The following is a 13,827-nucleotide window of genomic DNA, read 5'->3' as shown; positions in this document are numbered from 1 at the left end:
ATGTGGATTGCAAAAGTACAGTCATTTGGTGATATAGGACCTATTTCGATGAAAGTAATGCAAAAATACAGTAGATTCGGACGTATTTTCCTAATAATGGATGAATCGAAATATTTTACTGTATTTTTACAGGCGATGATTAAAAACGAGCGGATTCGGGTCAAAACGGATGTACTTTTGCAGCAAGACTCTATGATTTTTCACGCTTGGCCTCTATTGTCATGTTCTTGAAGGACTATGACAGGAATTTCAATTGCTTTAGATGGTGTTAGGACGTATAATACATATAGGGGTATATGTATTATACAGACTTAAGGAGTGATTCCATGGACAACTCTAGCAAGGAAAAAACGACGATTGTTCTATTCAGTGGTGATTTGGACAAAGCTATTGCCGCTTTTATAATTGCTAACGGGGCAGCAGCTTATGATCATGACGTAACGATTTTTTTCACCTTTTGGGGGTTGAATACTCTTCGCAAGGACGAGGTTGTCAAAACGAAGAAAGGCCTGCTTGAAAAAGCATTTGGCTGGATGATGCCGCGGGGAGCCAATAAATTAGGCCTATCGAAGATGAATTTTGCCGGTGTCGGTCCTCAAATGATCAAGCACGTTATGAAAAAACATAACGCGCTCTCTCTTCCACAGCTGATTGAGCTGGCTCAAGAGCAGGGGGTGAAACTGGTGGCTTGTACTATGACGATGGATCTGCTTGGATTACAGCAAGAGGAGCTGATCGACGGATTGGAGTACGCAGGAGTAGCCGCTTATTTGGGGGATGCTACCCATGCAAAGGTGAACTTGTTTATTTAACCACATAGGAATCTTTAAATTCTTTACAGCGTTAATACGATGTAAGGAAGATTCCTATTGGCATAAAAAGCAACCTCTAATACCGGGTTATTCGTCTTCGAGCAGGCTCCGTTAGGAGTTTTTTTACCGGAAATCGAATGGAGGAATAGTCATGACGGAGTATGATGATAGCGTGATGCGGCGGCTTAAGCGAATGGAAGGACAGATTCGCGGCATTGCAAAAATGATGGAGGAGGGCAAAGACTGCAAGGAGGTTGTCGCCCAATTGTCCGCCGTACGCAGTGCAGCCGACAAGGCGATGGCCTACATTGTAGCCGTTAACTTGGAGCAATGCATTGTAGAGGAAAAGGCACAAGGACAGGACACCGGCAGGCTTGTGAAGGAAGCGGTCGAGCTTCTAGTCAAGAGCCGCTAATCAATATGACCGTCACCATAGGTTCATTAATGATAATTTTATCAATCAAAAGATCAACGCTCAAAAGTTTCTAATCAAAGAGGGCTCGGGCCTGAACGTGGACAAATAGAAGGTTTGGGGGGGAGCCAATCGTGGATATGTCATTTATTATTACCGGTATCGGCTTCGATGGATCAGAAATTGCTATGGTGTGTTGCTGCTGAAGCGTCTCCTTATGCCGGGTATCCAGTAATTCTAATATACCCTCTTAAAATTGCATTTAAAGTTCGCATCCAGCCTGTTATACATGGTTGGCATAAGTTATAATTAGGTTTGGCTTGTAAATTAGCTTGTATATTTATTTACGGTGGGAGGAGAATGTTAGAGCATGAAACGAAGTTTATGGGGAAAACTGGGTCGTGTTTTAACCAGCAGTTTGCTGGGCTCCACAATTATACTTGGAAGTGCATTAACCGCGCAGGCTGACGAAGCGCAGATGCCCGTTCCGGATATCAGTCCGTGGTCCATAGGCACCCTTCACGAAGGGGAGAAATACGGGATCTTTCCGTTAGATTGGTATTACGATGGAACATTCCAACAAGCGATTACCGCAGACAAATTCCAGTCCTTGCTCGAGGATACAGCGGCAAAGCTGGATAAGCTGGGCCTAAGCAAGCAAGGGGAGCTGGAGCTGCCATCATTAGCCGAAGCGGCGATGACTAGGGAAACCGTCGTTCTTTCCTTGCACGCTTTATTGGCGCAATATGAGCTGCCGGAGGCTTTTGAGTTCGATAAATCTACTCCGGTTGAATACCTGCAGCACAAGGGCATTATCGAAGGAACGGGCCGCGGCCTGGAACTGGAGCAGCCCTGCACGGTTGAACAAGCTGCCGTATTGGCCAGCCGGCTGGTTGAGTATACATATGATACCGTACAAGGAGGAGCTCAAGGACTCTTCTGGAAAGCGACCCATGGAGACAATACCCTTTATTTGTTGGGTTCGATTCATCTGGGATCCCCGGAAATGTACCCGGTAGATAAAGAAGTCAGAGACGCCTTCGCAGCCTCCGACGACCTTTGGGTGGAAGTGAATATGGTGACCGAGGACCCGGAACCGCTGAACTATTTTACCCAGTTAACGGTGTATAACGATGGGACGACCTTGAAGAATCATGTCTCCCAAGAAACGTATGAGAAGCTGCAAGAGGTTAACGAACTGCTGGGACTTCACGCAAATGCATTCGATACCTTCAAGCCATGGGTAGTGACGAACAATTTATCGCTGTTCTCCCTTTCGAATACTACTGAAAATCTTGCATTGGCCCAGGCTCTGGGAGTAGATCTATACTTCTTGCAGAGTGCGCTTCTGACCGGGAAGCCGATTCATGAGCTGGAGGGCTTTAAGCTGCAAGGAGATCTGTTCAATAATATAGCCCCGGAAGTCCAGGAGGAAGAATTGAACCAGGCGTTGGATGCCATCCTGAACCCATCCGAAGACGACGATACTGCCGAACAATTCCGCCTGTGGCAGCAATACTGGGCCCAGGGAGATTTGGACAGCTTTGCTGAATCCTTCCTTAATTCCGCGGATGTTAAAAGCGAATCGGCTCAGCGGCTGTTCGGGGAACGGGATACGAACATGGCTAAGAAGCTGGCTGAATTGCTTGAACAAGAGGGAGAGAATACCTCCTTTGTTGTAGTGGGCGCAGGCCATTTCGTCATTGAGGGCCTGATCATCGACCAATTGAAGGATAAAGGCTACACTGTCGAATTTATTCAATAGCATGACTAAAGACGGCCTGTAATGTGAACAAAGGACATCTTCGTTCTCACGAAGATGTCCTTTGTTATGCGCCCAGCATGTGAGCTATTTGAAAGGCATGAAAATGGGTAATGCAATGCCAGTGCTTATTGAGGAATTTTGGAACAGCCTGCAGGTTAAGAAACCAGGTTAAGAACTCTGTTGACAAATAAAACGAACAGGAATATACTGAAACAACACATTAGTTGTGTTATATGATCTAAACATAATACCGCTATAAACTTGACTAAATGGATGCATAACACATTAGTTAAGTTATGAAATTTTCATTTCAATAACACAGCTATTATTTTTCTACAAGGAGGAATAATCAATGGACACGACTTTCGTCGCGGATCCAACCAGACTGGTGATCGTTGCATTACTCGGGCTTGCATTGCTTTTATTTTTGATTATCAAGCTCAAACTTCACTCCTTAATTTCTATCCTGATTGCCGCGGCATTTATCGGATTCGGGTCCGGTATGCCTCTCGACATGATTTTGAAAGCGTACTCGACAGGGATCAGCAACACGCTCGGATCCATCGCGCTGATTGTCGGGCTCGGTTCCATGTTTGGCGGATTGCTTGCGGCAACGGGGGCCGCCGAGGTACTGGCCAACACTTTAATTGGCAAATTCGGCGAGAAGAGAGCGGTATTCGCAATTGGCATTACTTCGCTGCTTGTCGGCATTCCGGTCTTTTATGATGCCGCTTTCATTATCCTGCTGCCTCTTGTTTTTCAAGTCGCCAAGCAAACGGGTAAGTCGGTCCTCGCATTTACGATACCGATGATTGCCGGTATCGGCCTGTCCCAAATGATCGCCCCGACTCCCGGCCCCATCCTGATATCCGGGCAACTCGGCGCAAACCTTGGCATTATGACGCTTATCGCCATTATCGTCGTTATCCCTTCTTGGATTGTGTCGGGTTATTTCTTGGGGAAAGTCGTCGGCAATAAAATATTCGTTCCGGTACCGGAGACGTTTCTGTCCAGCGAGAAGGACAGCAACATTAAATCGGTTTCCTTCAGCACCGTGCTCCTTATTATAATGTCTCCGATTTTGCTTATTTTGCTTAATACAGGTTCGGCGATGATTCAATCCGATTCGGACGGCATTGCGGCTATCAAAGAGATTTGCAAATTTATCGGGCAGCCATTCGTAGCGCTAACCATCGCTAACATTCTAGCCATTTACTTTTTGGGGATCCGGCGCGGTTTCAAAGCCGAACAGATCGAGAAAATGATGACAAAAGCTCTTAACCCCGTTGCGGTCATTATTCTTGTTACGGCTGGCGGCGGCGTCCTAAGATATATGCTCGAATACTCCGGAACGGGAACGTTGATCGGCGACTTCGTATCGGGCCTGAATATGCCGATGATCGTCGTTGCCTTTGTCATCGCGGTGGCCCTGCGCATTTCCGTCGGTTCCGCCATTGTTTCCATGACGATGACTGCGGGCATTTTGGCGGCGATGCCGCAAACGGCAACGCTGTCGCCGACCTATCTTGCGCTTGTAGGTCTGGTTATCGCCAACGGCGCCTCGTCGTTCTCGATCGTCAACGATTCCGGCTTCTGGATGTTCAAGGAATATTTGAATCTTGACATTAAATCTACATTTAAATCTTGGACCGTATTTACCGGAGTTTCGGCACTTGTAACTTTTTTTATTCTGCTTTTTATTAGCTTCTTCGTTTCATAATTACATTTTCATAAATTAAAGGATGTGTTTGGTATGGCACTTATCAATTGCAATTTTTTTTCGTACACATTGGGAATGGACAGTTCAATGACGGTGCTTCTTCCAGAGAAGCGACAGCAGCCGCACATCCCTAACCCGGACAAAAAGTATCCCGTTCTATATCTTCTACACGGCCATTCCGACGACAATACTTCATGGCTCCGCAAAAGCCTTATTGAACTGTTGGTGAGGGATTATGATATTATCGTAGTGATGCCGAATGCTCATAGAAGTTTTTATACGGACAGCAAACACGGCCACCGTTATTTCAAGTTTTTCTCGCAGGAGCTGCCGGTCGTTGTAGGCAATTTCTTTCCAGCTTCCAATAAGCGGGAAGACAATTATGTAGCCGGTCTTTCCATGGGCGGTTACGGAGCTTTGAAACTAGCGCTGAATTGTCCCGATCGCTTTGCCGCAGCCGGCTGCCTTTCCGGCGCAATCTCTCCTTCGGAAGCTTTGGAGGCGGCAAATCGGAGTTCAATGTTCACCGTTTCGGATTTTGAGGAAAATTTCTATAACGTTTTCGGCGGAAAAGAGGAAATGGAAAATACCGCAAATGATCTGTTCCATGTCGCCGACGAATTGGATAAAAAAGACGTTCCCAAGCCTAGGATTTATCATAGCTGCGGGAAAGGCGACCCGTTATATAACACGAATATCGCTTTCCGTGATTACATGATGAAACGGACTTCTTTCGATTATACTTTCGAGGAAAGCGGCGGAGGGCATAACTGGGACTTTTGGAATCGCGAGCTCCCGGCGATGCTTCGCAAATTCGGCATCATTAACGATCCTAACGGGTTGGAATATCCTTCTTTCTTATAAACCTCTGCGTTCATTGACTAGCGCTGGCTTTAATAGTATACTTCGAGTAAAGTTTTGGGGCGAATCAGGTGAATGCAAGTTGGAAAATAAGCGTCAAAGTATCGTTGAAAAAGTTTATAATTATTGTTTGAATAAAATCAATTCAGGCGAATGGAAAGCCGGAGCCAAAATTCCGTCCGAAAGCGAACTGCATGCCGAACTTGGAATCAGTAAAGTCAGCATTCGCGCCGCTTTGCAAATGCTCCGCACCATGGGACTGATTACAACGCATCAAGGAAAAGGCTCTTTTGTATCCAATTATATCAATCAAACCGATTCAACGCCCAATCGGATTATTGTTAATTTTACCGACAAGGAACTTCTCGACATGACCGAGTTTCGGGAAGCGATTGAAGTAAAGGCTGTGGAACTTTGCATTCGGAACGCGTCACGCGAGGATCTGGAAGAAATTGAATCGGCGCTTGCCGAAATGGAGAAAAACACTCACGATTATATAAAGTATTCCAAAGCCGATGCGAAATTCCACCTGGCCATTTTAAAGGGAGCCCACAATAAGGTCCTGTATCATTCCGTCATGTCTATACAAAGCGATTATGTGCATTGCCTCGATGAGTTGAACAGAGTGTTCGTCTCGCATAATTTGAAAGACAGCTTTAAACTGCATAAACAAATTTACGAGTCGATCCGGATGAAGGATGAAAAACTCGCGGTAAGTCTGGTCATGTTAAACCTGAGACGGAACGTGCAGCGAATCAAAAGGAAATTATCCGGAGAAGATTTGAACGATTATCTCCACCTATAAAAACAAGAGGAAGATGGTTGCACACCGCAATATCTTCCTCTTTTGTCGTTATAGGCAGTGGCTTGGGCCGTGCCGCCGACTACACCGATTTCACGGCTCCGCCGTCGATCAATAGCGCTTGCCCGGTCATATAACTGTTGGCCGGGGAACTATACTGTAGAATTAATTCAATAATTACGGGCCGGACGGCCGAATATAAAAGGCAAAGAACATCTTCGATCGCCGGAGATGTTCTTTGTAATTCATGCTTCTCTTTAGTGGAATTAAAGATTTTTTTGCGAATAGATGTTTATCGAAGAGATCATCGAGATCAAGCCCAGTACGACTGCGATGAGGGCAGGAAGCACATTTTGGGCTGACTGCGGCAAAGACAGCAAACCATCAAGGTTCAACGGGTTAGCCTGAAACCACTTAATCAGGAAAGGGCCGACAAAAGGCGTTAAAAAAACCAGAAAAAAAGAAATATATCTCGTCTTTTCATATCCGTATTTGTATTGAATCGGAAGCAGTATGCCAAAATAAGCCGTGATGAACAACAGGCACAGCCCGGCCGTAAACAGATTCAGCATCTCCAGAGGGACCGGGGAGACTAGAGAGGTGATCGTGTAAATAACACAGACACAGCCGAAAATAATCAGAAAAAATAAATACCTTGCTTTGACTAATGTTTTTCGTGTATAGGGGGTTGCGCTAAGAAACGCTGCACCTTTATATTTGTCCTCCAGACTCGAAAGGGTATTGAGTAAAATAAATTCTATAAAAAGAGCGGTGACGAAAAAGCCCAGAAGGCCGCCGCCGGATGAACCTATCTTGACCATAATGAACATGGGCGCTATGACAGAGAACACGAGCATGAACAACAGATACTTTTTGACAAGCAGCAGATCTTTTTTCACAAGATTAAATATCATAATGATTACCTCCGATATACGCCAACATTATCTGCTCGATACTTGGTCTTTCCACAAGCACGTTTTTCATTTGTTCACGTATGGCCGGTTTTTGCTTAGTAATCCCTGTAAACCCGTAATTCGTCTCCCGCAGAGATACAAACAACGGTCTCGTATGCTCATTAAGCAGGCTCCGGTCCCCTTTAACCAAACCGTGCGTGTCCAACAAAACGTCTTTATCTTCATGAAAAACGATATTTCCTTTGTCAATCAGAATGAGGACGTCCGCCACCTTTTCCAGATCGGAGGTGATATGTGTGGAGAAAAATACGCTTTTACCTTTCTTGCCCATAAAGTCCAGCAGGATATCCATCAGCTCGCTTCGTACCAAGGGATCCAGACCGCTTGTGGGCTCATCCATAATTAACAAATCGGGATGATGCGAAAGAGCCAGGGCGATGGCATATTTCATTCGCATTCCTTTGGACAATGTGGAAATTTTCTGATTCCGCTTCAGGTTGAAATGATTAAGATAGTTTATAAAGGCGGATTCGTCCCAATTGGAGTATGCTGGGGCAATTACGCTCTTCATTTCCCTTATCGTCATCTCTTCATAAAAGTAGCCTTCGTCCAATACGATTCCAATCCGGTTCTTCAGCTCCCTTTCCTTCTCCGTCAACTCTTTGCCCATAAATTTAATGCTTCCGGCATCTTTTAGGATGAGTCCCAGAATGGATTTGATCGTCGTCGTTTTGCCGGAGCCATTGACACCGATAAAACCGGTAATACAACCTTCCTGCAACGAAAAATCGATATGGTTCAAGCAGAAGGAAGGATATTCCTTGGTTAGCCCCTTTACCTCTAGGATCGGATTCATTGGCCATTCTCCTCCTCAAATATTAAATCCATCATAGAAAACAGCTCATCCCTGGAGATCCCCAGATTCTGCGCGATCTCCCATGCCTCTATCAGCTTGGCCTCTACCATTAAACGCTTGGATTCCAGCAAGAGCTCCAGGTTGTCCGGGGCTACGAACGATCCCTTCCCCGCCTTGGTGATGATAAAGCCTTCCGCTTCCAGCTCTTCAAAGACTCTTCTGGTCGTCAGAACACTGACATTCAGGTCCGTGGCTAATGCCCGGATAGAGGGAAGAAGCTCTCCCGCTTGTAATTCCCCGCGTAATATAGCCGCCTTGATTTGTTCCTTGATCTGTTGATATAAAGGTTGATCGGATACATTGCTAATTATTATTTTCATTGAACAGTCCTTTCTGGTTAACTGTTAATGTCGTTAATACACACTATATACACAATATACAGTATAGCTATATTCAGTGCAAGTATTTCTTTGTACTTTCTCTTTCGCAACGCGCGCCTTTCCTGGCCCGTGTTGCGACGCTTACGGTGGGAGGTCAGGCCCCGTGCTACCGCGCACAGCTCCCAGCACGCAAGGTAGCGCTGCATGACGGCAGACGACCACTTAAGGGCAACAGCGGCAAAAGGAGCCAATACATTTGTTGGCTTTGCGACAAGTCTTAAACTTGTGAACATGATTCAGCGATGGAGGCGGATTAACGGAAGGGAGAGGAACATCTGAAATAATAAGAAAGGGGCTGTCTCAAAAGAGAGGGTTTGCGAATTTTCAGCCCTGCTCAGTATCGACTTTTTGCGAGAAAAAGGACCTCACCATCCTCCTTTACAGTGGAGTGCGAGGTCCATCTTTCGTATATATACTGGAGGGTCCGGTTTTATGCGAAATCCTTCGGGACAGCCCCACTCCCCGCCGGATAGTGCAAAAGACGGACGATAGTCCGGATCTTTTCTGGAAAAAAGCTGCACCGCACCTGATTCTAGAGCGAAACTGCAGGTCTTTTTTGGAAAAAGGCGCGACATGCTTGATTCTAATGCGATAATGCAGGTCTTTGGAGTGATTTTTGCGAAATCGCCCCATCTTGCCAAAAAGACCTGCAGATCTGAGCGTCTTTCGCTCTCTTTGTTGAAAACGGCCGGATTTCAATGTACTTTTGCTCGTCTTTGCGACGTCCTTACGGATCCGGATGCGACCTTTATACGTAAGAAAGACGAGCGGCACAATGAAAGAGTAAGAGCGAGTGTTAGTGGAAAATTGACCACCAGCCTCGCTCTTTTTTCCGAAAGCTTATCACTTTGTCGGTTCAGGCCGTTTCTCGGTAGTTTGGAAAACTACTTTTGAGACAGCCTCTAATTTTCATCTATGCAGTGCCATGTGTTACGCCGAGTGCGGTCAAGTACTGTCGATAGGCGATGCTCATCCGGTCGGACTTGAGCGAGAGCTCGACTTGCAGATCGAGCGGAAGATCTTCCGGCTTCTGATTTTCCACCACAGGCTTGTCCTGGGCAAAAATCATATCCTGGAACTTCACCATGTCCTCGTCTGTTAAATCGGTGTCATAGTTGAAGGACATGACTCCGTATGCAATAGACTTTGTTTCGGTTACGGGCAGTACCGTCAGCAGAATAGACATCAGGTTGTTGTTCTCGTTGTCCCGTTTGGTGAATTTGACGGACAACGGCCGCAGTACTTCGTACGTATAATACACATGCTTGGCTTGGCCCGTTCCGTCAGGGTCGGGCTGATAGATCGCAATTTCATCTGAACGAAGGCAGCCCTCCGGGGTCTTATGAACGTGATAATCGCCGATTTCCATATGCGTCTCCACACCCAGGTAGCCCTCATGCACAACAGCCAAATGACCGACGTCGAGGAAGTTTTCGACGACTCGCGGTGGTTTGGCGTTCACTTCCTGGGGCCCCCACAGGACGTTCCGGAAGGACGGATCGTCGAATTCCGGAAGGGCAAACATCTCCGGTTCCTTCCCGCTCAGATTGACCCACACGAAGCCGTAACGCTCCTGACAGCCGTAAGTGATCGCTTTCGCCTTGGTCGGAATCGCCTGATTTGCCGGCAATTGCGGAATTCGCACGCATGTGCCCGAAGCGTCGTACTCCCAGGCGTGATAAGGGCACACCAGCTTGCCATCGCGCACACATCCGAGAGATAGCGCTGCCCCACGGTGAATGCACAGATCCTTGAAGGCATGAACACCGGATTCCGTGCGGAAGATGACGATTCGCTCACCCATCAAGGTAATTTGCACAGGCTTGTCCTGGATATCGGATGAGAGGCAGGCGGCAAGCCACTCTTGGTGCAGAACGGGATCTTGAACCAACATGCGAAAATGACATCCTTTCCTAAGTAAAGTGTTAAAAAGTCGATGGAATTCTATGCGTTTAATTATATTCGTGCAAATAGTTAAAGTCAACGAAAGGCGAATATTATAAATATTGTATTGTTAAATTGTATGTTTTTTATTTGCAATTCGACAGAATTCAACTATAATATGAACATAATCATTCGGGAATAATAAATGGGGGACTAAAGGGTGGAACACGGGAAGCAAGACGAAGGCGTCAAACTGATCGTCGGTGTCGACGACAAAATCGGTTACGGCAAGGCTTTATTGCTCGGTTTGCAGCACGTGCTGGCTATGGATTTGTATATTGCTCCGATTATTATTGCAGGATTGCTGTCCTTCGACTCGGTGAGTACATCGTTTTTTATTCAGATGTGCTTTTTTGCTACGGGGGTAGCCACTCTCATTCAAGTGGGCTTCGGCATGAAGCTGCCGGTGGTACAGGGCCCGTCTTACGTTCCCATCGGCGCGATTGCGGCAATTGGGGGCAAGCTGGGACTCGGGGCGGTGACGGGAAGCTTGATACCGGGTGCACTGCTCATTGCTGCGCTCGGTTACCCGCTCAAATTATTTGCCAAGGCCGTGCGTAAAATCATTCCGGCGATCGTCGGCGGCACCGTAATCGTCGTCGTTGGTATTTCACTCATGCCGATTGCGATGAACAATATTTATGGCGCGGAAGGCCATATTGGTGAGAATGTTCTGATTGCAGCCGTCTCCGCTGCGGCACTCGGTGTCTGTATTCTGCTCGGACGCAAGATGAGAGGAACCGGGACGTTCTTCCGTCTCGTCTCTGTTATCGTCGCTATTATTGTTGGCACGATCACGGCATCCTTCTTTGGCAAGGTCGATTTTTCACCGGTTATGGAGGCGAATTGGTTCTCCCTGCCGAAGCTGTTCCCGTTCGGGGCGCCGGTTTTCGACTGGAGCGCTGTGCTGACCATGGTGTTCGTGTATCTCATCATTCTGATCGAAACGACCGGTACCTGGTTCGTGGTCTCATCGGTTACCGGTAAAGAATTGACGGAGGAACGGTTGAACCGCGCGGCGGGCGGGGAAGGGCTGGGCTGCTTCGTTGGCGCCTTGGTGGGCAGCACGCCCATGACCGGCTATTCCTCGAATGCCGGTCTGATCTCGCTCACGGGTGTCGCCAGCCGGATGGCCATTATGGCGAGCGGGATTCTGCTCGTGTGTTTGGGGCTATTGCCGAAGCTGTCCGCGCTGATTACGTGCGTGCCGGAGCCCGTCATTAACGGCATCTTCGGGATCGTCGCCGTTGCGGTAATGACCAATGGCTTGAAAGTGATCCAGCACGCCCCGATCAATGAGCGGAACATGCTGATTATCGGCGTTCCTATCCTGCTTACGATCGCGGTCACCGTCCTGCCTAAAGATGTGCTGTATGGATTGCCGGATTTTGCAAACTATGTCCTGTCCTCCGGCATCGCTGTCGGCGCGCTGGCCACCGTCGTGCTGAATCTTATTATTCCGGAAGGGAAGAAGAAGCAGGCCTGATCAGTCAGGAGGCCCTTAGTCAGAAGATTGAATGAAGGTAAAAAGCTCCTGGTCCTAGGATCAGGAGCTTTATTGCTTTTGCTTTACTCAACTACTACTACTACTACTAAATGGGTCAGTCCCTGGACTCCAGGTCGGTGACGGCTCCTTGGGAAGCGGAGGATACCAATCTGGCATACTTGGCCAGCACGCCGGACGTAAATTTGAGCGGCGGCTTAACCCAGTTCTTCGCTCTTTGCTCCAATTGCTCAGCCGGGACATCGACTGTAATCTCCTGAGTCTCGCTGTCGATCGTAATCCGATCCCCTTCCTCCAGCAAAGCAATAGGCCCGCCCACCTGGGCTTCCGGAGAAACATGACCGACGACGAATCCATGCGATCCTCCGGAGAATCGTCCGTCGGTCATCAGGGCCACCTCGCCGCCCAGCCCTTTGCCGACTATCATGGCAGTGACCGACAGCATCTCGGGCATTCCCGGTCCCCCCTTAGGTCCGGCATATCGGATCACCACGACATCTCCTTGACGGATGTCGTCCTTCATAATGGCTTGGGCTGCTTCCTCTTCACTGTTAAAGACCCGAGCGGGGCCGGTAAAGCGTTGCTTCTTGAGTCCGGACATTTTGGCAACTGCGCCTTCGGGGGCTAGATTCCCTTTAAGAACGACCAAGGGTCCGTTTGGCTTCAACGGGTTGTCAAACGGCCGAATGACAGCCTGGTTATCCTTCAACGGCGGAGCGGAAGCCAGGTTCTCGGCTAATGTTGTTCCAGTAACCGTCAGGCAGTCTTCGCGAAGCAGTCCATTCTCCAACAGCAGCTTCATGACCCCTGGCACGCCGCCCACATCACTGAGATCCTGCATGACATATTTTCCGCTTGGCTTGAGATCAGCCAGGTGAGGGACTTGGCGGCGAATCCGCTCGAAATCGTCCAACGTTAAATCGACTTGAACCGAATGGGCTATAGCCATCAGGTGGAGAAAGGCATTGGTGGAGCCCCCCAGAGCCATCACAACCGTAATGGCGTTCTCGAAGGCCTCTTTGGTCATGATGTCTCGTGGCCGTATATTCCGCTCCAGCAGCTTGATCACCTGTTGACCCGCCTCTGCGCATTCTACCGCTTTATGCGAGGAAATTGCGGCAGTGGAAGATGACCCCGGCAAACTCATTCCCATCGCTTCAGCGGCGGCGGCCATTGTATTGGCCGTGTACATCCCGCCGCAAGCCCCCGCTCCCGGACAAGCGTGGCATTCAATCTGATGCAGCTTCTCCTCATCCATTTTACCCGCCTGGTATTGGCCTACGGCTTCGAAAGCCGAGACGATGTCAATCTCGCGGCCATCCAGCCGGCCCGGTTGAATCGTGCCGCCATATACATAAACAGCGGGCAGATTCAAACGGCCTAGCGCCATTAGACAGGCGGGAGTATTCTTGTCGCAGCCCCCGATGGCTACCAGCCCGTCGAAGCGTTCAGCCCCCGCTACAATTTCGATAGAGTCGGCAATCGCTTCCCGGCTGGGTAAGGAGAATAACATGCCTCCATGCCCCATGGAAATACCGTCCGATACCGTAATCGTGTTAAAAATTAAGGGAGCTCCTCCGTCTTGCTTGACTCCACGTTTGGCCTCCCGGGCCAAACCATCGATGTGCATGTTGCAAGGGGTGACTTCACTCCAACAGCTGGCAACGCCGATCATCGGTTTTTGAAAATCTTCATCCTGAAAGCCGACGGCTCGAAGCATCGCCCGGTTAGGGACCCGATTAACCCCTTCGCTGATTACCTTGCTGCGGATTCGCAAATCTTGTTTATCCGGCATCA

General features: G+C 48.2%; 12 protein-coding genes. 7 read left to right on the top strand and 5 right to left on the bottom strand.

The genetic code is table 11. The annotated features are described in order from the left end of the window. Window positions 1-326 precede the first annotated feature (326 nt). The 6 genes from KJS69_RS20235 to KJS69_RS20210 all read left to right on the top strand — a co-directional run bounded on the left by KJS69_RS20235 (window position 327) and on the right by KJS69_RS20210 (window position 6,375). Complete coding sequence (locus tag KJS69_RS20235; protein WP_213585612.1) at window positions 327-812, top strand: DsrE/DsrF/DrsH-like family protein; 486 nt, start codon at window positions 327-329, stop codon at window positions 810-812. A 151-nt stretch (window positions 813-963) separates the two neighbouring features. After that, a complete protein-coding gene (locus KJS69_RS20230; protein WP_213585611.1) occupies window positions 964-1,227 on the top strand; it encodes a metal-sensitive transcriptional regulator in 264 nt (87 codons plus the stop codon). 367 nt (window positions 1,228-1,594) lie between these two features. Then, entirely contained in the window at window positions 1,595-2,989 is a 1,395-nt protein-coding gene (locus KJS69_RS20225) for a TraB/GumN family protein (RefSeq protein ID WP_213585610.1), read from the top strand. Between the two features lie 352 nt (window positions 2,990-3,341). After that, window positions 3,342-4,709: a GntP family permease gene (locus KJS69_RS20220; RefSeq protein ID WP_213585609.1), complete on the top strand. Its 1,368-nt coding sequence runs from the start codon at window positions 3,342-3,344 to the stop codon at window positions 4,707-4,709. Between the two features lie 33 nt (window positions 4,710-4,742). Beyond that, complete coding sequence (locus KJS69_RS20215) at window positions 4,743-5,573, top strand: alpha/beta hydrolase (RefSeq protein ID WP_213585608.1); 831 nt, start codon at window positions 4,743-4,745, stop codon at window positions 5,571-5,573. A 79-nt stretch (window positions 5,574-5,652) separates the two neighbouring features. Next, entirely contained in the window at window positions 5,653-6,375 is a 723-nt protein-coding gene (locus KJS69_RS20210) for a FadR/GntR family transcriptional regulator (RefSeq protein ID WP_213585607.1), read from the top strand. A 263-nt stretch (window positions 6,376-6,638) separates the two neighbouring features. Here KJS69_RS20210 and KJS69_RS20205 read toward each other — a convergent pair whose 3' ends face one another. The 4 genes from KJS69_RS20205 to KJS69_RS20190 form a co-directional block, all read right to left on the bottom strand. After that, a complete protein-coding gene (locus KJS69_RS20205) occupies window positions 6,639-7,286 on the bottom strand; it encodes an ABC-2 transporter permease (protein ID WP_213585606.1) in 648 nt (215 codons plus the stop codon). Continuing rightward, entirely contained in the window at window positions 7,276-8,142 is an 867-nt protein-coding gene (locus tag KJS69_RS20200; RefSeq protein ID WP_213585605.1) for an ABC transporter ATP-binding protein, read from the bottom strand. The genes KJS69_RS20205 and KJS69_RS20200 overlap by 11 nt, the downstream gene beginning before the upstream one ends. Further along, window positions 8,139-8,522: a GntR family transcriptional regulator gene (locus tag KJS69_RS20195; RefSeq protein WP_213585604.1), complete on the bottom strand. Its 384-nt coding sequence runs from the start codon at window positions 8,520-8,522 to the stop codon at window positions 8,139-8,141. Before KJS69_RS20195 ends, KJS69_RS20200 begins: the two co-directional genes overlap by 4 nt. 973 nt (window positions 8,523-9,495) lie before the next feature. Next, on the bottom strand, window positions 9,496-10,476 hold the full coding sequence (locus KJS69_RS20190; protein WP_213585603.1) for an aromatic ring-hydroxylating dioxygenase subunit alpha: 981 nt from the start codon (window positions 10,474-10,476) through the stop codon (window positions 9,496-9,498). Between the two features lie 210 nt (window positions 10,477-10,686). On the opposite strand from KJS69_RS20190, the gene KJS69_RS20185 reads away from it, so the two are divergent. Then, complete coding sequence (locus KJS69_RS20185; protein WP_213585602.1) at window positions 10,687-12,012, top strand: uracil-xanthine permease family protein; 1,326 nt, start codon at window positions 10,687-10,689, stop codon at window positions 12,010-12,012. A 115-nt stretch (window positions 12,013-12,127) separates the two neighbouring features. Here KJS69_RS20185 and ilvD read toward each other — a convergent pair whose 3' ends face one another. After that, window positions 12,128-13,825, bottom strand: a complete 1,698-nt coding sequence (ilvD, locus tag KJS69_RS20180) for a dihydroxy-acid dehydratase (protein WP_213585681.1) — start codon at window positions 13,823-13,825, stop codon at window positions 12,128-12,130. Window positions 13,826-13,827 lie beyond the last annotated feature (2 nt).

It is taken from the genome of Paenibacillus sp. J2TS4 (assembly GCF_018403245.1).
Classification (GTDB): Bacteria; Bacillota; Bacilli; order Paenibacillales; family NBRC-103111; genus Paenibacillus_L.
This window is presented reverse-complemented; position numbering and strand designations above follow the sequence as displayed.

What these genes read in the sequence shown, in the direction of transcription:
- KJS69_RS20195 (WP_213585604.1), bottom strand. Translation starts at nt 8,522, where the DNA reads ATGAAAATAATAATTAGCAATGTATCCGATCAACCTTTATATCAACAG.
- KJS69_RS20225 (WP_213585610.1), top strand. Translation starts at nt 1,595, where the DNA reads ATGAAACGAAGTTTATGGGGAAAACTGGGTCGTGTTTTAACCAGCAGT.
- KJS69_RS20220 (WP_213585609.1), top strand. Translation starts at nt 3,342, where the DNA reads ATGGACACGACTTTCGTCGCGGATCCAACCAGACTGGTGATCGTTGCA.
- KJS69_RS20235 (WP_213585612.1), top strand. Translation starts at nt 327, where the DNA reads ATGGACAACTCTAGCAAGGAAAAAACGACGATTGTTCTATTCAGTGGT.
- KJS69_RS20215 (WP_213585608.1), top strand. Translation starts at nt 4,743, where the DNA reads ATGGCACTTATCAATTGCAATTTTTTTTCGTACACATTGGGAATGGAC.
- KJS69_RS20200 (WP_213585605.1), bottom strand. Translation starts at nt 8,142, where the DNA reads ATGAATCCGATCCTAGAGGTAAAGGGGCTAACCAAGGAATATCCTTCC.
- KJS69_RS20190 (WP_213585603.1), bottom strand. Translation starts at nt 10,476, where the DNA reads ATGTTGGTTCAAGATCCCGTTCTGCACCAAGAGTGGCTTGCCGCCTGC.
- KJS69_RS20230 (WP_213585611.1), top strand. Translation starts at nt 964, where the DNA reads ATGACGGAGTATGATGATAGCGTGATGCGGCGGCTTAAGCGAATGGAA.
- ilvD (WP_213585681.1), bottom strand. Translation starts at nt 13,825, where the DNA reads ATGCCGGATAAACAAGATTTGCGAATCCGCAGCAAGGTAATCAGCGAA.
- KJS69_RS20205 (WP_213585606.1), bottom strand. Translation starts at nt 7,286, where the DNA reads ATGATATTTAATCTTGTGAAAAAAGATCTGCTGCTTGTCAAAAAGTAT.